The following is an 18,290-nucleotide window of genomic DNA, read 5'->3' on the forward strand; positions in this document are numbered from 1 at the left end:
TCGACGCCCCTGACTACCAGGCCCTGTCGCCGGTCGCCCTCGCCGCAAAAGCCTCCGAAGCCGCGATCGCCGACGCCGGGGGCCAGAACCTCGCCGCCCACATCGACCTCATCGCCGCCATCCGCCAGTTCGAGGTCTCCACCCCGGCCGCCGCGCCGCCCTTCGGCGCCTCCAACAACTTCCCCCGCTCGGTCGCCCGGCGCATCGGCGCCGATCCGGCCCGCGCCGTGCTGGAGATCACCGGCGGCCAGGGCCCCCAGCACCTGGTCAACGAAATGGCCCACGCTATCGCCGCCGGCCAGGTGAAGATGGCCCTGCTGACCGGCTCCGAAGCCATCTCCACCGTCCGCCACCTGCAGACCACCGGCGAGACCCGCGACTGGGCCGAGACCCTCGACGGCGAACTCGAAGACCGCGGCTACGGCCTCGAAGGCCTGCTGACCCCCGAGATCGCCGGCCACGGCGGCCGCACCCCGATCCAGCTCTACGCCCTGTTCGAGAACGCCCGGCGCGGCCGCCTCGGCCTGGACCGCAAAACCTATGGCCAGGCCATGGGCGAGCTCTTCGCCCCCTTCACAAAGGTCGCCGCCGGCAATCCGCACGCCATGTCGCGAGAGGTCCATGACGCCGCCTCATTGGCCACTGTCACCGCCTCCAACCGCCTGACCAGCGATCCCTTCCCCCGCCGCATGGTGGCCCGCGACCAGGCCAACCAGGGCGCCGCCATCCTGCTGACCTCCGTCGGCCTGGCCCGCGAGCTGGGCGTCCCGGAGGACCGCTGGATCTACCTCTACGGCGGCGCCGACGTGAAGGAGCGCACGGTCATCGAGCGCCAGGACCTCTCCCGCAGCCCCGCCGCCGTTGAGGCCGTCGAAGCCGCCCTGGCCGGCGCCGGGGTCACCCTGCCGGACCTCAAGCACCTCGACCTCTACAGCTGCTTCCCGATCGCCGTCTTCAACATCACCGACGCCTTTGGCCTCACCGCCGACGACCCGCGCGGCCTCACCGTCACCGGCGGCCTGCCCTTCTTCGGCGGGGCCGGCAACAACTACTCCATGCACGCCATCGCCGAGATCGTGCGGCGGCTGCGCGCCACCGGCGGCCTCGGCCTGATCGGCGCCAACGGCGGCTTCCTCTCGAAGTATTCCGTCGGGGTCTACGGCACGGCGGCCCGCCCCTTCAAACCCTTCGACAGCAAGCCCCTGCAAGCCCGCATCGACGCCTGGCCGGCCCCCGTCGTCGCCGCGCCCGCCGCCGGGCAGGGGACCGTCACCACCTACACCATCGACTACAGCGGTCCCGAACCGCGCGGCATGGTCGTCGGCCAGCTGGCCTCCGGCGATCGCTTCGTCGCCATGACCGACAAGGACAGCCCCCTGGTCCAGCGCATGATCGACGAAGAGCCCCTCGGCGCCACGGTCACCTTCGCGCCGGACGACAAGGGCCGCCTTCTCCTGACCGGGTTCACCCCTTCTTCGTCATCCCGGCCGTAGCGCAGCGAAGAGCCGGGACCCAGGGGCGGCCGTCCCGCTGTCAGCGGCCGCCAACAACCCGCTCCGTCACCCCCTGGGTCCCGGATCGTCCCCGCGGGCCGTCCGGGATGACGGGTGGGGAAAAGCGTCTATAAACCAAGTGCTTATGGAATATGTCTAGACATATTCATCTTTCCGCGTCTCGCACGGCCGCGAGCGCCGGCTTTGCCGCGCGGATCACCGTCGAACGGCAATTCAAGGTGTCGCGTCTGCCTCTGCGGATGCCCCACCTTGTCGCCAATCGGCCCCCCGGCGCCCCCACCGGCCACCCACCGGCGCCCCACCCCGACACCCCCGGCCGGCCACCCCCAACCCGCCTGTAACCTCTTGCGCCACAAGCACAATTTCACTCAGGCGAGGGTCAGCACGGCCTTTCTCGGCCGAGGTAGGTATAATGGGTCTGCCGCTTCGATAAGCGGCCCTATCCGGGCGTGAAGCTCTCGACCAGGCTCCCGGCCACCAGTCGCCAGCCATCTACCAGCACGAAGAAGATCAGCTTGAACGGCAGACTGATCACCACAGGGGGCAGCATCATCATCCCCATGCTCATCAGCACGCTGGCCACCACCAGATCGATCACCAGGAAGGGCACGAACAGCAGAAATCCGATCTCGAACGCCCGCTTCAATTCGCTGATCATGAAGGCCGGGGTGACCACCCGCAGCGGCGTGTCCTGCAGGTTGGCCGGCCGCTGGATCTTCGAGAGGCGGATGAACAGGCCGAGGTCGTCGCGGTCGACCTGGCTGAGCATGAAGGTCTTCACCGGCGCGGACGCGGCGTCGAACGCCTGCGGCAGCTCCACCTGCTGGTCGAGCAGGGGGCGGATGCCCTCGTCGTAGGATTTCTGGAAGGTCGGGGCCATGACGATGGCGGTCAGGAACAGGGCCAGGCTGACCAGCACCGCGTTGGGCGGGCTCTGCTGCAGGCCGAGCGCGGTGCGCAGCAGGCCCAGCACCACCACGATGCGCACGAAGCTGGTGGTCATGATGACGATCGACGGGGCCAGCGACAGCACCGTCAACAGGCCGACCAGCTGCACCACCCGCTCGGTCAGGCCGGCGCCGGTGCCAAGGTCGATGTTCACCGCCTGGGCCGAGGCCATGCTGGGCATGGCGATGGCGACGCCGAGCAGCAGGGCCAGGCCGATCTGGCGCTTGATATGCCAGGGGTCCTTGTTGGCCGGTCGGTGCGCCGGGGGCTTGGGGCGCCGGGCCATCAGGTCGTCTCCACGGTGGGGCTCTTGCGCGGGGCAGGGCGGGCCTTGAGGGTTTCGAGCATGCGGCCTTCGCCCAGCAGGATCAGGCGTTCCTGGTCGTCGAGGCGGACCAGCACCAGGCGGCGGGTCGGGTCGATGACCAGGGTCTCGACCAGCTTCAGCCGGCGCTCCTTGCTCTCGGCCCCCTGGAAGCGGGCGATGACGTCGGGCCCAAAGCGGCGCAGGCCCACGGCCGTCAGGCCGATGAGGCCCAGCGTCACGGCCAGGGCGAAGATGGCCTGCAGGATTTGGACGATGTCCATGAAGCGCGCGCGGGGACTCTGGAGGGAACACCCCCTGATGAGCCCCAAAACTTAAGGCCGGATTAACCCTGTTTGTTCACCATGATGACCATGAACATCACGGACATCCCGCTGTTCTCGATGCTGAAGGGCCGGCTGGGCTATCTGTCCGACCGCCAGAACGTCATCGCCGAGAACATCGCCAACGCCAACACCCCCGGCTTCGTGGCGCGGGACGTCAAGCCGTTCGACATCGCCGCCTATACCCAGGGCACGGGCGGGGCGGGGGCCGGCGGCCAGCTGAGCGTCGCCGCTCCGGTGATGACCCGGCCCAACCACATGGCCGGGACGCCGCTGCGCTCGACCAACGACCAGAAGTACGCCAGGGCCGTGAAGGCCGGCGATTCCGAGACCACCCTCGACGGCAACGCCGTGGTGCTCGAGGACCAGATGCTGAAGCTGACCGAGACCCGCATGGAATACGACGCGGCGATCAGCTTCTACCAGAAATCCATGGGCCTGCTGCGCATGGCCGCCCGTCGCCCGGGTTCATAGGAGCCGTCTAGATGGCCGAGATTCCCTCGAACTCGAACGCCACCATGCGGATCGCCGCCTCGGGCCTGCGGGCCCAGCAGGCGCGGATGCGGGTCATCGCCGAGAACCTGGCCAACGCCAACTCCACCGCCCGCACCCCCGACGGCGACCCCTACCGGCGGCAGATCTCGGTCTTCAAGCCGGAGATGGTCGATGGCGGTCAGGGCGTGCGCCTGGCCAAGGTCCAGCAGGACCAGAAAGAGTTCAAGACCATCTACGACCCCAGCCATCCGGCCGCCAACGCCCAGGGCTATGTGAAGATGCCCAACGTCGATTCCCTGATCGAGGCGCTGGACCTGCGTGAGGCGCAGCGGGCCTACGAGGCCAACCTGAACGTCATCGAGACCGCCCGCTCGATGGAAATGCGCACCCTCGACCTCCTCAAGAAATAGGCCCTAAGCGATGATCACCGCCCTCGCCGCCGCCAAGGCCTACGCCGCCACCCAGAAGACGGGCGGCATCCCGGGAGCCGACGCCGGAGCCATCCAGGGCGCCAGCTTCGGCGACCTGCTGAAGAACGTCATGGGCGATGCGATGCAGAGCTCCAAGGCCGCCGAAAGCGCCATGGCCGGCCATGTGCAGGGCAAGAACCAGCTGATCGATGTGGTGACCGCCGTCAGCTCGGCCGAGGCCAGCCTGGAAACGGTGATGGCCGTGCGCGACCAGGTGATCAGCGCCTACCAGGAAATCATGCGGATGCCGATCTAGGCTGTCGTCAATATGAACTGAAGATAACCGCAGGCTCAGATCACGGTCAGGTCCGGGCAACTAAAACCCTCCTCAAGCTGTTCATCCCGCCTCGGGTGGACATGACCTGAAGGAGCAAGACCATGATGAAGAAGATTCTGCTGACCGTCGCCGCGACCGCCGCGATCGTCGCCGCCATGCCGGCCGCCGCCCAGTCCTACCAGCCGAACGACCGCGATGGCCGCGGCGGCTATGACCAGCGTCGGGACTACGACCGTCGGGGCGGTGGCGAACGCTACAACCCGAACGAATTCGGCAACCGCCGCTGGAGCGACGGCTCGCGCCGTGAGTGGGCCCAGGCCCGCCGCATTGACGCGCGTCAGGCCCAGCTGGCCCAGCGCATCGACACCGCCGCCCGCCGCCGGGCCCTGAGCGCCGGCGAAGCCCGCAACTTCTTCTTCAAGCTGCAGAACATCGAGCAGCTGGAGCGTGGGTACAAGCGCCACAACCGCGACCTCAGCCGCGCCGAGGTCCAGGTTCTGAACTACCGCCTGGACCTGCTGCAACGCGAGATCCAGTACAAGATCCGGACCTGACTCTAGGGTCTGATCGATAAGATGGGGCGGCCTTCGCGGGCCGCCCCGTTTTCGTGGCTAGACCGCCAGGGTCGCCACGACCGGCACATGGTCCGACGGCTTCTCCCAGTCGCGGACGTCCTTGTGGATATCCAGCGCCCGCAGCCGGTCCGCCGCCTGTGGGCTGAGCAGGTGATGGTCGATGCGGATGCCGTGGTTCCGCTGCCAGGCCCCGGCCTGATAGTCCCAGAAGGTATAGCCGCCGTCGCGCCCGTCGATCTGGGCATAAGCATCTGTAAAGCCAAGGTTTTTCAGGGCCCGGAACGCCCCCCGGCTCTTCGGCTGGAACAGGGCGTCGCCCAGCCAGCCCTCCGGCTTGTCGGCGTCGCCCGGCTCGGGGATAACATTGTAGTCGCCGCAGATGACCAGCGGCTCCTCCAGCTCGAGGAGCTTTTTGGCGTGGATGTGCAGGGCCTCCATCCAGCGCAGCTTGTACTCGAACTTCTCGGTGCCGACCGGATTCCCATTGGGCAGATAGATGCCGACCACCCGCACCGGCGTCGGCCCCGACACCACCGCCTCGATATAGCGGGCATGGTCATCGGCCTCGCCGGTCAGTCCGACGATCTCCGGCAGCCCCTTGCGGACGTCCTCGAACGGCGTCTTCGAGAGCATGGCCACGCCGTTATAGGTCTTCTGGCCGTGGACCTCGACGTTGTAGCCGAGCCGCTCGAATTCCTCCCTCGGGAACTTCTCGTCGATGCACTTGATCTCCTGCAGGCAGGCGACATCCGGCTGAGCGGTTTCGAACCACTTCAATACAGTTGGCAGGCGAGCATTGACCGAGTTCACATTCCAGGTGGCGATACGCATTGACGGCTCCGGTGCGGGCCTGAAAGGCTAGGGCCCATGGTCGAGGGGCTCAAGAGGCGAGAGTTGCGGGAGAGAAATCAGCGGGCGTGGCTGCTCGGCCTGCTGACGGCCGGCTGGCTGGCGACCCTGCCGTTCGGCGCGGTCGGGGCGCTGTTCTCGCCGCTGGTCTTCGATCACCGGCCGAACCTGCTCAACCCCATGGCCTGGATCGCCTTCCTGCTGATGATCGCCTACTGGATCATCGCCATCGTCGCCCCCTTCGTGGCCTGGGTGACCTGGAAGCGGGACCAGGAACGCTACGCCTGGATCGCCATCGCCGTGCCCGCGGTGTGGCTGACGGCGATGGCGGTGGCGCTTCAGTTCGTGCCGGGGTGAGCCTTGATGAAGGCGGCGATGCTCGGCGCCACCTGTGAATTGAGCGGCAGGTCCGGATTGCCATAGGTCGCGAAGTTGGCGGCCCGGTCGGCCGGCGCGTCCTTGAGCAGGTGATTGACGCCGTCCAGCACGGTCAGCGTCGCCTTCGGCTGCGCCGCCTTCAGCGCCTTGGCGTCCTCGGTCGTGATCTGCAGGTCGGTCGAGCCCTGCAGGATCAGCACCGGACCCTTGTAGGCGGCGATCAGCCTGGCCGGGTCCTTGGCCATGGCGTTGATCACGAAGTCCTGCGCGGCCGGATAGAACAGCGGCAGCAGGGCCAGATGCATGCCGGTCGTATCGACGTGCTTGCCGGCCTCCAGGGCGTCGATGGCCGGCAGGGCCTGCGGCAGGATCGGGGCGTTGGCGGGATTGGCCTGCAGCTGCTCGCGCAGGATCGTCCCCAGCGGCCGGCCGGCGCCCGACAGCAGGATCAGGCCGCAGATACCTTCCGGCTTCTGGCCGGCGACCAGGGCGACCAGCGAGCCCTCGCTGTGTCCGGCCAGCCAGGCGCAGGGGGCGCCGGTCTCGGCCCGGGCCCTGGCCGCCCAGGCAATAGCGTCGGCCGCGAGGTCGTCGATCAGCACATGGCTGGGATCGGCGGTGGCGGCGGCGCTGCCGAACATGCCGCGCTTGTCGACCCGCAGCGAGGCGACGCCCTGTGCGGCCAACCCTTCGGCCAGCAGCCGGTAGCTGGCGGCCTTGACCCCCAACGGGTTGTTGCCGTCGCGGTCAGTGGGCCCCGACCCGGCCAGGATGACGACAACCGGCGGGCGCTCGACGCCGGCGGGCTTGAGCAGGGTGCCCTTCAGGGGACCGGCGATCTCCACCTCGGCTCCGAGCTGGGCCGCGCAGGGGAGGGCGATCGCCGCGACAAGGGCGGCGAGGAGCAGGCTTTTCATGGGACTATCCTTTGAAAGGAAGGGATCAGACGGCGCGGCGGTCGGGGTCTGACTTCCAGACCCGCCAGCTTTCGAAGACCACATAGACGGCGATCAGCAGCACGCCGGTGGTAACCCCGCTCATGGCCACATGCGGCGGTAACATCAGGCTGACAGGCATGCCCATCAGGCCACCCCAGAAGAACAGTCGGCCGGCCAGGCGGTTTGAACGGTCCCAGGCCAGGCGGCTGTTCAGGCTCCAGGGCGTCCGGACCCCGACCAGGGCGTTGGGCGGCACCTTGCCCAGTACGGCGCCCGTGACAGCCAGGATCAGGCAGATGAAGGCCCCGCCGAGCCGCCCCGCCTCGACCTGCGAGACCACGGGCGTGGCAAGGATGAAGGGCAGCAGGGCGACCGCGCCCAGGGTGACCAGGATCAGGCCCATGCCGATGGTGAGGCCTCGCCGACGCGCGGCGTCCGGCTGGCTGGTGCGCAGGCCGAAGGCCATGGCCCCGGCGCAGATCGCCGTGATCCCGGCGATGACCAGGATGGCGCCCGCCGCCTCGATGCGGTCGCCCCAGCGGTCGGGATTGCCGGCCAGATCGAAGTGCATCGGCACCGGCCCGGTGGTCCCGAACCTGGCGACGAAGGCCGCCAGGGCGGCCTGGGCCAGGACGACGATGCCGGCGGCGGTTTCCATACGGGTCAGCTTGAACGTCATTGCGGCGCCCCCTTCGGCGTGGCGGCCGGCGCTTCGCCGGTCTTCATCAGGTCCATGAGGAAGCTCACGGCTTCCTCGACGGCGGAAATGTTCAGCCGGTAGATGATCGACGCCCCCTCACGCTCGGAATCGACGAGCCCGGCCTCGCGCAGGGAGGTCAGATGGCCGGTGATGGTCGGCCAGGCCATGTCGAAGGCCCCGGCGATGTCGCCGGAGGACTTCGGGCCGGCGCGCAGCATCTCGATGATCTGGCGGCGGGCCGGGTGCGACAGGGCTTTGAACAGCGTGTTCATAGGGAAGAGGCTAATTAGGGTTTTCGCTAATTGCAAGGTTTCGTTTGCGACGAGCGCGGCTGAGCGGGCGGGTAAGGGGGGTGAAGCCTCGCAAGACGTCCGGAAGTTGTGAAAAAGGGGCGCGCGTGGGGTTCCCGAACAGCAAAAAGCCCCGCATGCTCTGTGTTCGGCTGTTCAAGAAGGATGAGCCTTGGCTCAGCAAGTTGCCTGCGGCGCTCCCGAAGCAAACGAGGTCCAGGCCCTTAAGACGTTAACGGCCGCGCTGGGCGACGGCTGGGTGCTGCTGTCCAACATCCCCAAGCGGCTGGCCGGCCGGGAGATCGACGTTCTGCTGGTGGGGCGGGACGCGGTGATCGTCGTCGAACTCAAGTACTATCAGGGTGTCCTGACTCAACCCGTCACCGGGCCGTGGCTGCGCGACGGCATGGCCATCGTCGAGAACAACAAGGATGTGAATTTCCTCGATCAGGCGGAGAAGGCCGCCCAGACGCTCAAGGGGCAGCTCAAGAGGCGCTTCCCGGATATCGACGTCTATGTGGACGCCTGCGTCCTGCTCACCCATCCAGGCTCGTCGCTCAAGGTAGATCGCCCTGGTAGTACGCCAGACGCCGCCTTGCTCGCGGATGCCGGGCGCTTGATTGCGGCGCGATCAAAGCTCGGATCGGCGGTTTCTCAACGAACCATCGAGCAGATTTTTGACTTCGTCGGAAAGTCTGTTCCGGAAGTTCTGAAAAAGCCGCCACCACCGCGCTCGCCGTCGGCGCCTCCACGGCAACCCCCGCCGCCGCCGCGTGCGCCGCCAACGCACTCACGACAACCCCCGCCACCGCCGTCCGCGCCGGCGCCGCGGCCATCCGCGGGCGCAGGATTGGTCCACCGTAAAAGGATCGCGCCATCTCAGAAGAAGCGCTCGACAGGTTCGCCAGTCGGGGTGCTGATGCTGGCTGTTGTCGGCATCGCAATCGTCTGGGGCGGCTGGACGATGTACCAAAAGATCGCCCCGCCAAGGCCGGAAGTTCTCTATGCCTCGCCGGGGAGGGGCGCTTCCGTCGTGAACGTCCGAAGCGGCGCTGGAACGGGTTTTGAGATCGTTGATCGGCTTCCGGCCGGGACGCCCGTCGAGCTCCGTGGCGGCGTAGAGACACGCCGAGGTCAGGGCTGGGTGGCAGTCAGGACGCCTAGCGGGAAAGATGGATACGTCAAGGAGACACTTCTGTCGCCCACGCCAAATGTCCAGACGGACTCTGCGGCAGAGCCGATACCCGATCATGTCGCGGGCGGTTGGCCAAATGATCGCTCTCGGCCAACGGATCATCCCGCTCCGGTCGCACCGGAGCGGCGGTCTTTGCCGCGACGGCCAGAGGTCGCGGACGCCGCGCCGTCGCAAGCGCCCCAGACGTCCTTTCGGATTCCGTCGCCGGTATGGGTGCAGCAGCCGAGCTTGGCCGATCTCGAACAGGCAATGCCGTACGCGGCAACTGCGGCCGAGCAGGACGGCGTTGTCGAGCTCGAATGCAGCGCGCTGGCCAGTGGTCGGGTCGGCGATTGCCGGGTGATGGAGGAGTCCCCTCGCGGCCTCGGATTCGGCGGCGCCGGACTTCGATTGACCGACCGTCTGCAGATGCAAAGTCAGATGCCTGACGGTCGGTCGGTTGCCGGCGGGCGGGTGCGGGTGAAATTCAGGTTCCAGTCCTGACGGCAAGGACTGCTCCGCCGCTACTCCATCGTCACGACCTTGTATTTGAAGGTCACGAGAATGTCGGCCCTGTAGCGGATACCGAGCGAGGACCCCTCCTGCACTGTCCGAGAGGTCCGGACGCGGGGCAGTCGGTGCGACTTGAAGGGGACGAGTTCCAGGTCCGTGGTCATCAGGCTGATCTTTGAAAGACCGGGCCCGGACGGCGGCAGGTAGCGGGCGGAAGCGTGCGTGAATTCCTTGCTCTTGTTGTTCAGGGTCAAGGTGAAGACGCTCCTCTCGGCCAGCTTCCTGGCCTTGGCGGGAAAATCCGGCGGTTCCTGGACCCGGCATTCGTAGGTCGTCGCGCCGGGCCGGCCGGGCACGACCACGCAGTCATAGAACTCTTCGCCCTCTTCCTTGCCCGCGACGGCGTATTCGCCGCTGGGGTGCTTCTTCCAGGCGGCCAGGGTGTCGCTCTGCAGCTTGGCGCATTGGCCTGTGGTGTTCCCGGTGCTGGTCCAGGGCTCGGCCTTGAAGGGATCGTAGGTGACGTGGCCGTCGCAGGTCTCGCTGTCGCCACCGACCGTCAGCTGACCCGTGATCCGCGCCGAAAACGAAAACTGCTCGCCCGGCTGGATCATCAGATCAGCGCTGGCCTTGCGAAGAGCGGGATTGTCGCTGCCGTCCTTCATCAACGGCTTTGGGCCTCGCTTCGCGGCGCTGTCGGCGGCGGACAGGGGGGCAAGGGCCAGAACAGCCGCCGCCAGGGATGTCAGGGCAGGTCTGAATCGGAGGATCACCGCCATCACTCCTCTAGGGATGTGGGCCGATCCTCAAGCGCCGGGGTGACAAATTCAAGCGTTCGTTGAACGCGCCGCCGTCACACGGCTTCCTAAAGCGAGAAACTCACGCCGCAGCCGCAGCTGCTCTTGGCGTTAGGGTTGCGCACCCGGAATTCGGCGCCGGCCAGTTCATCGACGAAGTCGATCTCCGAGCCCTTCAGCAGGCCCAGGGAGATGTCATCGACCAGGGCCACGGCCCCGTCGCGTTCGATCCGCAGATCCTCTGACTCGACCGCATCGACCAGGTCGAAACGGTACTGGAAGCCCGAGCAACCGCCGCCATCGACCGCCACACGAAGCATCAGCGGGCGCCCTTCGGCGGCGGCGATGGCGCGGATGCGGGCGGCGGCGGAGGAACTGAGGGTGACGGGCGTGGCGGTCATGCTGTGGAAAACTCTCGTATGCCCCTATATGTGCAACCCCGCGCCCGCTGAAAAGGGGCGCACGCTCGAAGGCATCAGATGACGTCCAGCTACACCGTCTTCCGCTCGCCCTATTCGGAAGTCCCCAAGGCGTCGCGCGGGCGGCTGTTCGCCGAGCCCGAGAGCCGCACCCGCAATCCCTTCGCCCGGGACCGCGACCGCATCATCCATTCGACCGCCTTTCGCCGGCTGAAGGAGAAGACCCAGGTCTTCGTCGCCCACGAAGGCGACCACTACCGCACCCGCCTGACCCACTCGCTGGAAGTGGCCCAGATCGCCCGCAGCCTGGCCGGGGCGCTGGGCCTCGACGCCGATCTGGCCGAAACCATCGCCCTGGCCCACGACCTGGGTCATCCGCCGTTCGGCCATGCCGGCGAGGACGCCCTCGACGACAGCATGAAGCCCTGGGGCGGTTTCGATCACAATGTGCAGACCTTCCGGGTGGTGACCGAACTCGAGCACCGCTACCCCGACTTCCTCGGCATCAACCTGACCTGGGAGACGCTGGAAGGGGTGATCAAGCACAACGGTCCGGTGACCGACAAACTGACCCGGCCCAGTTGGGCGGCGGTCACCCGCTTCAACGAGAAGATGGACCTGGAGCTGGGCGGCTGGGCTTCTGCGGAAGCACAGGTCGCCGCCCTGGCCGACGACATCGCCTACAACAATCATGATGTGGACGACGGCCTGCAGGCCGAACTCTTCCGTCTCGAGGAACTGCTGGAGGTGCCGCTCATCGGCCCGATCCTGCAAGGGGTGCGCAGCGAGCGGCCCGACCTCGACGACCGCATCACCCGGCTGGAGGCCGTGCGCCGCATGATCGGGGCGATGGTCGATGACGTCATGGGCGAGACGCTGAAGCGCGCCGCCGTCACCGGCGTGGCCAGCCCGTCCGACGTGCGGGGGCTCGATCAGGCCCTGGTCGCCTTCTCGCCGGACATGCTGGAGGACCTCGCCCGCCTGCGCGAATTCCTCTTCGAGCGCATGTATCGCCACTGGAAGGTCAACCGCACCCGCAGCCAGGCGCGCCGTATTCTGGCCGAGATGTTTTCGTTGTTCATGGCCGAACCCGAGGTGCTGCCCACCGAGTGGTTCGTGAAGTCGCAGAACCGCGACGAGGCCGGCCGAGCGCGGGTGGTGTGCGACTACATCGCCGGCATGACCGACCGATACGCCATCGAAGAGCATCGTCGGCTGTTTCAGTTGGAAACCTGGACCTGACTGGTCACGCGGGCGGTGTGATTCGATAGACTGGCGGGACGTTCCGGGCGATTCGCCCGTCTCTCGCGCATGCTCATCCGAGCGGAGCCCTGATGTCCGACTACAACCGCGGCGCCTACACCCCGCCCAGCCACGACGCCCCGCTGGCCTTCGACGCCCGCCGGCCGGTGCGCGGCGGCTCGCCGGCGCCGGTCACCCTGATCATCAGCGCCCTGGTGCTGGTGGTGCTGATCGCCGGGGCCTGGTTCATCTATCGCGACGGTTTCCGCGGGGCCGGCGATGCGCCCAAGGCTGTCGGCACGCCCGTTGCCGAGGCCAAGAGTGCACCGAAGGAAGAGGATCAGCCCTCCAACCCGGCCGACAAGCTGGTCATCTACAACGGCGAGGAAGGCGACGCGCCGCCGGCCTATGCGCCCGAGCCCGAAAAGCCGCTGCCCCGTCCGGAGGTCCCCGTGGTCGCCAAGGCCCCGGTGACGCCGGTAACCGCCGGCCCGGGCCTGAAGCCGGCGGTTCCGGCCTCGACGCCGAAGACCGCGCCCGTGACTCCGCCGCCGGCCAAGGTCGCCACCGCCCCCGTCGCCCCCGCGCCGACCCCGAAAGCCGCCGGTGGCAGCTTCCTGGTGCAGATCGGGGCCATGTCCTCGCCAGCCCTGGCCGACAAGGCCTGGAATGACGCCGCCGCCCTGTCGCCCGGCGCCGCCGCCGGCAAGGGCAAGAAGGTCGAAACCGTCGATAGCGGCGGCAAGACCCTCTACCGCACCTCGGTCACCGGCTTTTCGGACCGGGCCTCGGCCCAGGCCTTCTGCGACAAGCTGAAAGCGGCCGGGAAGAGCTGCTTCGTTCGGTGAGCGACAGCGCCGTCATCTTCGGCTGCGCCGGCAAGGCGCTGACCGCGCAGGAGGCGGCCTTCTTTCGGGAAGTCCGTCCCTGGGGGTTCGTGCTGTTCAAGCGCAATGTCGAGAGCCCGGACCAGGTCCGGGCGCTGACGGCGGCGCTGCGCGAGACCGTCGGCTGGCACGCCCCGATCCTGATCGACCAGGAGGGTGGCCGGGTGCAGCGCCTCGGCCCCCCGCACTGGGCCAAGTACCCGCCGGGCCGCGCCTATGGCGAGCTGAGCACGAACGATCCGCTGGTGAAGCGGGAGGTCACCCGGCTCGGCGCCCGCCTGATCGCCCATGATCTGCTGGGTCTCGGCATCAACGTCGATTGCGTGCCGGTCCTCGACGTGCCCCAGCGCGGCGCCCACGACATCATCGGCGACCGCGCCTATGGCGACACCGTCGCCGAGGTCGCGACCCTGGGCCGGGCGGCCGCCGAGGGCCTGATCGCCGGCGGGGTTCTGCCGGTCATCAAGCATATCCCCGGGCACGGGCGCGCGATGGCCGACAGCCACCATGACCTGCCCGTCGTCGATGCGCCGGCCGGTGAGCTCAGCGAGATCGACTTCGCGCCGTTCCGGGTCCTGTCCGACATGCCCATGGCGATGAGCGCCCATGTCGTCTTCACGGCGCTGGACGGCAAGCGGCCGGCCACCCAGTCGAAGACCGTCATCCTCGACGTCATCCGCGGCGACATCGGTTTCGGCGGCCTGTTGATGACCGACGACCTGTCGATGAAGGCGCTCAAGGGCGACTTCACCCAGCGGACCCGCGCGGCGCTCGCCGCCGGCTGTGACATGATCCTCCACTGCAACGGCGACATGGCCGAGATGGAGGGCATCATGAAGGGCGTCAGGCGTCTGTCGGGCCTCTCCAAACGGCGGGCCGAGGCGGCGCTCGCCCGGCTTGCCAAGGTTCCCGAACCCTTCGACGTCAAGGACGCCCGCGCCCGCTTCGACGCGGCCTTCGAAGGGAAGTTCGCGGCATGAGCGACAGCTTCCAGCCCATCCTCGACTTCAAGGCCGCCAATGAGGCGGCTGAGGACGGCGAGGCCCTGATCGTCGACGTCGATGGCTACGAAGGGCCGCTGCATGTGCTGCTGGCCCTGGCGCGCAGCCAGAAGGTCGATCTGATGCAGCTGTCGATCACCCGGCTGGCCGAACAGTATCTGGCCTTCGTGCATCAGGCCCGCCGGCTGCGCTTCAGCCTCGCCGCCGACTATCTGGTGATGGCCGCCTGGCTGGCCTACCTGAAATCCCGCCTGCTGCTGCCGCGTCCCGACAAGGGGCGGGGCGACGAGCCGCCGGCCGAGGAGATCGCCGCCAACCTGGCCTTCCGCCTGGCCAAGCTGGACGCCATGCGCAAGGCTTCCGACGCCCTCAACATCCGCCCGCGCCTGAAGCGCGACGTGTTCGTCCGGGGCGACCCCGAACAGGTGAAGGTGGTCGGTTCCGGCCGTTTCGAGGGCGATCTCTACCAGCTGATGAGCGCCTACATTCAACAGCGGCGGCGCGAGCACTACCGCACCTATCGGCCCGAGGTTCCGGTCGCCTACGGGCTGGAAGACGCGCGGGGGCGCTTGCGCGAATTGCTACCCGAGCTGGACCGCTGGACGGCGCTGCAGGGCATCGCCCCGATGCCGGATGACGAGCTCGGCCCCAGCCGGGCCAGCTATCTGGCCTCGACCCTGTCGGCCAGCCTTGAGCTGGTCAAGGAGGGCGCCTTGCAGGCCCGGCAGATGGAGGCCTTCGCCGACCTCTATCTGAAGGTCCGCACCGGTCGTCCGGAGGCCGCCCTGTGAGCGACCATATCCAGCGTTGCGTCGAGGCCCTGCTGTTCGCGGCCGCCGAGCCGCTCAGCGAAGCCGATCTCGCCCGCCGCCTGCCCGAGGGCGCCGATCCGGCCGCCGCCATCCGAGCCCTGCGCGAGCAGTATGAGGGCAGGGGGGTCGAACTGGTCGAGGTGGCCGGCCGCTGGCGGCTGCAGACCGCCGCCGATCTCGCCTTCCTGATGACCGAGGAGCGGGAGGAGCCCCGCCGCCTGTCCAAGGCCGCCCAGGAAACGCTGGCCATCATCGCCTACCACCAGCCGGTGACCCGGGCCGAGATCGAGGCCGTGCGCGGGGTGCAGGCCAGCAAGGGCACGCTCGACGTGCTGCTGGAGCTGGGCCTTGTGCGCATGCGCGGCCGCCGACGCACGCCTGGCCGGCCCGTCACCTACGGCACCACCGACCTCTTCCTCGAGCACTACGGCCTGGCGTCTCTGGGCGATCTGCCGGGCATGACCGACATGAAGGCGCTCGGTTTGCTCGACATGAACCTGCCGCCAGGCTTCTCGGTGCCCGACCCCAGCGTGGCCGGCGATGCGCTCGAGGACGAGGAGCAGCTGGACCTCGATGTCGATGCGCCGGAGTTCGTCCAGGACTATGTGGGCGAGGAGTGAGGCCTCTCGCCGCACTTTCGCCTAACGCGGCTTTCATTTGGCCCCCCGGGCGATCCGCGCCTATATAGGCGTCAAGCATTCGAGACCTGCCGCCCAGGGGCGGCAAACAGGAGCAGTTTTCAGATGGGCAGTTTCAGCGTCTGGCACATCGTCATCGTTCTGGGCCTCGCGGCCCTGCTGTTCGGCGGCCGTGGAAAGCTGTCGGGCCTGATGGGTGATGCGGCCAAGGGCATCCGCGCCTTCCGCGACGGTCTGAAGGGCGAAGAGGAGGTCGTCGTCGAGGAAGAGCCGGCCAAGCCGCTGCCGAGCGCCAAGACCACCACCACGACCGCTCGCAAGAAGAGCAACATCGTCAACTGACGACTGGCTTCATCGGGGCTTGATCGCTCCTGCTCCAACGCCTTAAGGCGCGCCCCATGCTTTCGCCTGATATCGGCGTCTCCGAGATGATCCTTGTGGCGGCTATCGCCCTGATCGTCGTGGGACCCAAGGACCTGCCGTTGCTGATGCGCCGCGTCGGGCAGTTCATCGCCCGTCTCCGGGGGATGGCCAACGAATTCCGCGCCAGCTTCGAGGACATGGCTCGCCAGTCCGAGCTCGAGGACCTGCGCAAGGAGGTCGAGGCCATGCGGTCTGGCCAGTTCGCCCCGACCATCCACGATCCCAACATCGATCAGGTCTTCGCTGAGATCGACAGCGGACTGAAGACGGGCCAGGTCAGCCTGTCCCCGGCCATCACCGTCGATCCGCCGGCCGAGCCCGAAGCCACCAAGCCGGCTCGCAAACCGCGCGCCAAGGCGGCTCCGAAAGCCGAAGCCGACTTGCCGCCGCCGGCCCCCCGGAAGCGGGTATCGAAGAAGGCTATCGTCGAGGGCGGCGAGGCGGCGGGTGGCATCGTCCAGGCGCCCAAGCGCAAACGCGCCCGTAAGACTGGGACTGTCTCGTGATCAACGACGAAGCCGAAATCGAGGCCTCGCGCGCGCCGCTGCTCGATCACCTGATCGAATTGCGCAGTCGGCTGATCATCAGCCTGATCGCCGTGTTTATCGGGTTCTGCGTCTGTTTCTATTTCGCCGACCCGATCTTCAAGTTCCTGATCCACCCGTTCGAAATCGCCAACGGCCTGTTCTCCGCCCAGCGGAGCAACGGCGCAAAGCACGGCCCGTTCGATCTGATCCTGGCGCTGATCAACCAGACGCCGACGACGGGCGGCAATCAGCTGCGGCTGATCTATACCGCCGCGCTGGAGCTGTTCTTCGCCAAGCTGAAAGTCGCCGGCTTCGGGGCCCTGATCGCCGCCTTCCCGATCATCGCCTGGCAGCTCTACCGCTTCATCGCCCCGGGGCTTTATCGCCGCGAGCGCTACACCGTGCTGCCGTTCCTGGTCGCCTCGCCGGTGCTGTTCACGATCGGCGCGGCGCTGGTCTACTACGTCATGCTGCCCTTCGTGCTCTGGTTCTCCCTCAGCCAGCAGATCTCGACGGGCGGGGTCACGGTCGAACTGACGCCGAAGGTCGACGAGTATCTGTCTCTGGTCACGACCCTGGTTCTGGCTTTCGGGCTTTGCTTCCAGTTGCCGGTGGTCCTGACCCTGGCGGGCCTGGCTGGCCTGATCAGTTCGAAGGCCCTGCGCTCCGGCCGCCGCTACGCCATCCTGGGGATTGCCGTCGTCGCCGCCATCGTCACCCCGCCCGACCCGATCAGCATGCTGATGCTGGCCGGACCGATCGTGCTGCTGTACGAAATTTCCATCTGGTGCGTCTGGCTGATCGAGCGGCGTCGCAAGAAGGAAGACGAAGACGCCGATCTGGCCGTCATCAACTAGGGCGCGCCGCCGTTGCCTGCGCAGGGGCGAGCCTATAGGTTCCGCCTCCAATTCCCTCCCATCGGAGTCTTTCGTTCGTGGTCGATGTTTTTGAAGAGGTCGAGGAGCAGCTCCGCACCGAGCGTTACCTCGCCCTGGCCAAGCGGGCCGCGCCGTGGGTCGGCGCCCTGGTCGCGACGGTGGTCGTGGTCGTCGGCGGCGGCTGGGGCTGGACCACCTACCAGAATTCCCAGGCCGACAAGGCCTCGGTGACGCTCAGCAAGGCCGCCGAGGCCCAGCAGCAGCGCGACGAGTCCGGCGCCTTCGCCAAGTACGGTGAAGTCGCCAAGTCCGGCACCGGCCCCTACAAGACCCTGGCCCTGCTCAACCAGGCCGGCATGCGCCTGGACGCCGGCGCCACGGACGAGGCGGTGAAGCTGTTCGACCAGGCCGCCAAGACCGCGCCGAACGCCATGGTCGCCGACTTCGCCTCGCTGCGCGCCGTCTACGCCCTGCTCGACACGGCCCCGACCGCCGACCTCGAAAAGCGCATCGCCACCCTCAGCGGCGACAAGCGGCCCTTCCGCATGCAGGCCAAGGAAGCGCTGGCCTTCCTGCGTCTGCGCGACGGCAAGTTCAAGGACGCCCGGTCGGAGTTTGTCATTCTGCAACAGAATTTCGACTCCACCGAAGGCATGCGTGAGCGGGCCAAGGCGGCGGTGTCGATGATCGACAGCGGCGGGGCCAAGGCCATGGCCGACGCGGCCAAGCTGGCCGCCACCCTGCCGCCGCCGTCGCAGATGCAGCTGCCGCCTGGCATGCAACTGCCGCCGGAAGCCGGCGGAGCGCCGCAGTAATGGGCGGGACAGGCGGCGAGGCTCGCCTCAAATCCGCCGTGTCCCTGCTTGATTCCCAAGGCGCGGGGGCGGCGACAGCCAC

Annotated in this window: 24 protein-coding genes and 1 pseudogene; 17 read left to right on the top strand and 8 right to left on the bottom strand. The window is 67.7% G+C overall.

What is annotated here, in order from left to right; genetic code table 11:
• Nucleotides 1-1,055: 1,055 nt before the first annotated feature.
• Nucleotides 1,056-1,493 carry a hypothetical protein gene (locus O5I81_RS07780; RefSeq protein WP_271069007.1) on the top strand — a complete coding sequence of 146 codons (438 nt, stop codon included), beginning with the start codon at nucleotides 1,056-1,058 and terminating at the stop codon, nucleotides 1,491-1,493.
• Nucleotides 1,480-1,653: pseudogene (locus tag O5I81_RS07785) on the top strand (hypothetical protein); the annotation flags it as partial. The gene O5I81_RS07780 and the pseudogene O5I81_RS07785, both read left to right, overlap by 14 nt.
• A 300-nt stretch (nucleotides 1,654-1,953) precedes the next feature.
• Here O5I81_RS07785 and fliP read toward each other — a convergent pair.
• Both fliP and O5I81_RS07795 read right to left on the bottom strand, forming a co-directional pair.
• Nucleotides 1,954-2,748 (bottom strand): flagellar type III secretion system pore protein FliP, encoded by a 795-nt coding sequence (gene fliP, locus O5I81_RS07790; protein ID WP_271068379.1) that lies wholly within the window; start codon nucleotides 2,746-2,748, stop codon nucleotides 1,954-1,956.
• Complete coding sequence (locus O5I81_RS07795; RefSeq protein ID WP_271068380.1) at nucleotides 2,748-3,050, bottom strand: flagellar biosynthetic protein FliO; 303 nt, start codon at nucleotides 3,048-3,050, stop codon at nucleotides 2,748-2,750. The genes fliP and O5I81_RS07795 overlap by 1 nt, the downstream gene beginning before the upstream one ends.
• Nucleotides 3,051-3,140: 90 nt before the next feature.
• On the opposite strand from O5I81_RS07795, the gene O5I81_RS07800 reads away from it, so the two are divergent.
• The 4 genes from O5I81_RS07800 (at nucleotide 3,141) to O5I81_RS07815 (ending at nucleotide 4,906) form a co-directional block, all read left to right on the top strand.
• A complete protein-coding gene (locus O5I81_RS07800; protein WP_271068381.1) occupies nucleotides 3,141-3,584 on the top strand; it encodes a flagellar basal body protein in 444 nt (147 codons plus the stop codon).
• A gap of 11 nt (nucleotides 3,585-3,595) precedes the next feature.
• The gene (gene flgC / locus O5I81_RS07805) at nucleotides 3,596-4,015 is read left to right on the top strand and encodes a flagellar basal body rod protein FlgC (protein WP_271068382.1); all 420 of its coding nucleotides are present in this window, start codon (nucleotides 3,596-3,598) and stop codon (nucleotides 4,013-4,015) included.
• A gap of 10 nt (nucleotides 4,016-4,025) precedes the next feature.
• Nucleotides 4,026-4,331 (top strand): flagellar hook-basal body complex protein FliE, encoded by a 306-nt coding sequence (gene fliE / locus O5I81_RS07810; protein WP_271068383.1) that lies wholly within the window; start codon nucleotides 4,026-4,028, stop codon nucleotides 4,329-4,331.
• A gap of 122 nt (nucleotides 4,332-4,453) precedes the next feature.
• A complete protein-coding gene (locus O5I81_RS07815; protein ID WP_271068384.1) occupies nucleotides 4,454-4,906 on the top strand; it encodes a hypothetical protein in 453 nt (150 codons plus the stop codon).
• Nucleotides 4,907-4,963: 57 nt separating this feature from the next.
• Here the strand turns inward: O5I81_RS07815 and xth are convergent, their stop codons facing one another.
• On the bottom strand, nucleotides 4,964-5,758 hold the full coding sequence (gene xth, locus O5I81_RS07820) for an exodeoxyribonuclease III (protein WP_271068385.1): 795 nt from the start codon (nucleotides 5,756-5,758) through the stop codon (nucleotides 4,964-4,966).
• Between the two features lie 63 nt (nucleotides 5,759-5,821).
• Between xth and O5I81_RS07825 the strand changes: the two genes are divergently transcribed.
• A complete protein-coding gene (locus O5I81_RS07825) occupies nucleotides 5,822-6,133 on the top strand; it encodes a hypothetical protein (protein WP_271068386.1) in 312 nt (103 codons plus the stop codon).
• Here the strand turns inward: O5I81_RS07825 and O5I81_RS07830 are convergent.
• Genes O5I81_RS07830 through O5I81_RS07840 form a run of 3 tightly spaced genes read right to left on the bottom strand, consistent with a single transcriptional unit; the run spans nucleotide 6,115 to nucleotide 8,064 of the window.
• On the bottom strand, nucleotides 6,115-7,071 hold the full coding sequence (locus O5I81_RS07830) for an alpha/beta hydrolase (RefSeq protein ID WP_271068387.1): 957 nt from the start codon (nucleotides 7,069-7,071) through the stop codon (nucleotides 6,115-6,117). The two genes, O5I81_RS07825 and O5I81_RS07830, sit on opposite strands and share 19 nt — an antisense overlap.
• Nucleotides 7,072-7,096: 25 nt before the next feature.
• Entirely contained in the window at nucleotides 7,097-7,771 is a 675-nt protein-coding gene (locus tag O5I81_RS07835; protein ID WP_271068388.1) for an SdpI family protein, read from the bottom strand.
• Entirely contained in the window at nucleotides 7,768-8,064 is a 297-nt protein-coding gene (locus tag O5I81_RS07840) for a metalloregulator ArsR/SmtB family transcription factor (RefSeq protein WP_271068389.1), read from the bottom strand. The genes O5I81_RS07835 and O5I81_RS07840 overlap by 4 nt, the downstream gene beginning before the upstream one ends.
• Before the next feature lie 190 nt (nucleotides 8,065-8,254).
• Here O5I81_RS07840 and O5I81_RS07845 point away from each other — a divergent pair, with 190 nt between their 5' ends.
• Nucleotides 8,255-9,760, top strand: a complete 1,506-nt coding sequence (locus O5I81_RS07845; protein ID WP_271068390.1) for an NERD domain-containing protein — start codon at nucleotides 8,255-8,257, stop codon at nucleotides 9,758-9,760.
• A gap of 20 nt (nucleotides 9,761-9,780) precedes the next feature.
• Here O5I81_RS07845 and O5I81_RS07850 read toward each other — a convergent pair whose 3' ends face one another.
• Together O5I81_RS07850 and erpA are read right to left on the bottom strand one after the other, a co-directional pair.
• Nucleotides 9,781-10,434 carry a hypothetical protein gene (locus O5I81_RS07850; RefSeq protein ID WP_271068391.1) on the bottom strand — a complete coding sequence of 218 codons (654 nt, stop codon included), beginning with the start codon at nucleotides 10,432-10,434 and terminating at the stop codon, nucleotides 9,781-9,783.
• A 200-nt stretch (nucleotides 10,435-10,634) separates the two neighbouring features.
• Complete coding sequence (gene erpA, locus O5I81_RS07855; protein ID WP_271068392.1) at nucleotides 10,635-10,967, bottom strand: iron-sulfur cluster insertion protein ErpA; 333 nt, start codon at nucleotides 10,965-10,967, stop codon at nucleotides 10,635-10,637.
• Between the two features lie 78 nt (nucleotides 10,968-11,045).
• Here erpA and O5I81_RS07860 point away from each other — a divergent pair, with 78 nt between their 5' ends.
• The 9 genes from O5I81_RS07860 to O5I81_RS07900 all read left to right on the top strand — a co-directional run bounded on the left by O5I81_RS07860 (nucleotide 11,046) and on the right by O5I81_RS07900 (nucleotide 18,208).
• Nucleotides 11,046-12,227 carry a deoxyguanosinetriphosphate triphosphohydrolase gene (locus tag O5I81_RS07860; protein WP_271068393.1) on the top strand — a complete coding sequence of 394 codons (1,182 nt, stop codon included), beginning with the start codon at nucleotides 11,046-11,048 and terminating at the stop codon, nucleotides 12,225-12,227.
• Between the two features lie 92 nt (nucleotides 12,228-12,319).
• Nucleotides 12,320-13,075: an SPOR domain-containing protein gene (locus O5I81_RS07865; protein ID WP_271068394.1), complete on the top strand. Its 756-nt coding sequence runs from the start codon at nucleotides 12,320-12,322 to the stop codon at nucleotides 13,073-13,075.
• Nucleotides 13,072-14,094, top strand: a complete 1,023-nt coding sequence (gene nagZ, locus O5I81_RS07870) for a beta-N-acetylhexosaminidase (protein ID WP_271068395.1) — start codon at nucleotides 13,072-13,074, stop codon at nucleotides 14,092-14,094. Before O5I81_RS07865 ends, nagZ begins: the two co-directional genes overlap by 4 nt.
• Nucleotides 14,091-14,906, top strand: a complete 816-nt coding sequence (locus O5I81_RS07875; RefSeq protein WP_271068396.1) for a ScpA family protein — start codon at nucleotides 14,091-14,093, stop codon at nucleotides 14,904-14,906. Before nagZ ends, O5I81_RS07875 begins: the two co-directional genes overlap by 4 nt.
• Nucleotides 14,903-15,547 carry an SMC-Scp complex subunit ScpB gene (scpB, locus tag O5I81_RS07880; RefSeq protein WP_271068397.1) on the top strand — a complete coding sequence of 215 codons (645 nt, stop codon included), beginning with the start codon at nucleotides 14,903-14,905 and terminating at the stop codon, nucleotides 15,545-15,547. The genes O5I81_RS07875 and scpB overlap by 4 nt, the downstream gene beginning before the upstream one ends.
• A 123-nt stretch (nucleotides 15,548-15,670) precedes the next feature.
• On the top strand, nucleotides 15,671-15,907 hold the full coding sequence (locus O5I81_RS07885; protein WP_271068398.1) for a twin-arginine translocase TatA/TatE family subunit: 237 nt from the start codon (nucleotides 15,671-15,673) through the stop codon (nucleotides 15,905-15,907).
• Nucleotides 15,908-15,963: 56 nt separating this feature from the next.
• Nucleotides 15,964-16,494, top strand: coding sequence for a Sec-independent protein translocase protein TatB (gene tatB / locus O5I81_RS07890; protein ID WP_271068399.1), 531 nt, complete (start codon nucleotides 15,964-15,966; stop codon nucleotides 16,492-16,494).
• Nucleotides 16,491-17,372, top strand: a complete 882-nt coding sequence (gene tatC, locus O5I81_RS07895) for a twin-arginine translocase subunit TatC (RefSeq protein WP_271068400.1) — start codon at nucleotides 16,491-16,493, stop codon at nucleotides 17,370-17,372. Before tatB ends, tatC begins: the two co-directional genes overlap by 4 nt.
• A 77-nt stretch (nucleotides 17,373-17,449) precedes the next feature.
• Nucleotides 17,450-18,208: a tetratricopeptide repeat protein gene (locus tag O5I81_RS07900; RefSeq protein ID WP_271068401.1), complete on the top strand. Its 759-nt coding sequence runs from the start codon at nucleotides 17,450-17,452 to the stop codon at nucleotides 18,206-18,208.
• Nucleotides 18,209-18,290 lie beyond the last annotated feature (82 nt).

Origin of the sequence: Caulobacter sp. NIBR1757 (genome assembly GCF_027912495.1) — a bacterium.
In the GTDB taxonomy this organism is placed as follows: domain Bacteria; phylum Pseudomonadota; class Alphaproteobacteria; order Caulobacterales; family Caulobacteraceae; genus Caulobacter.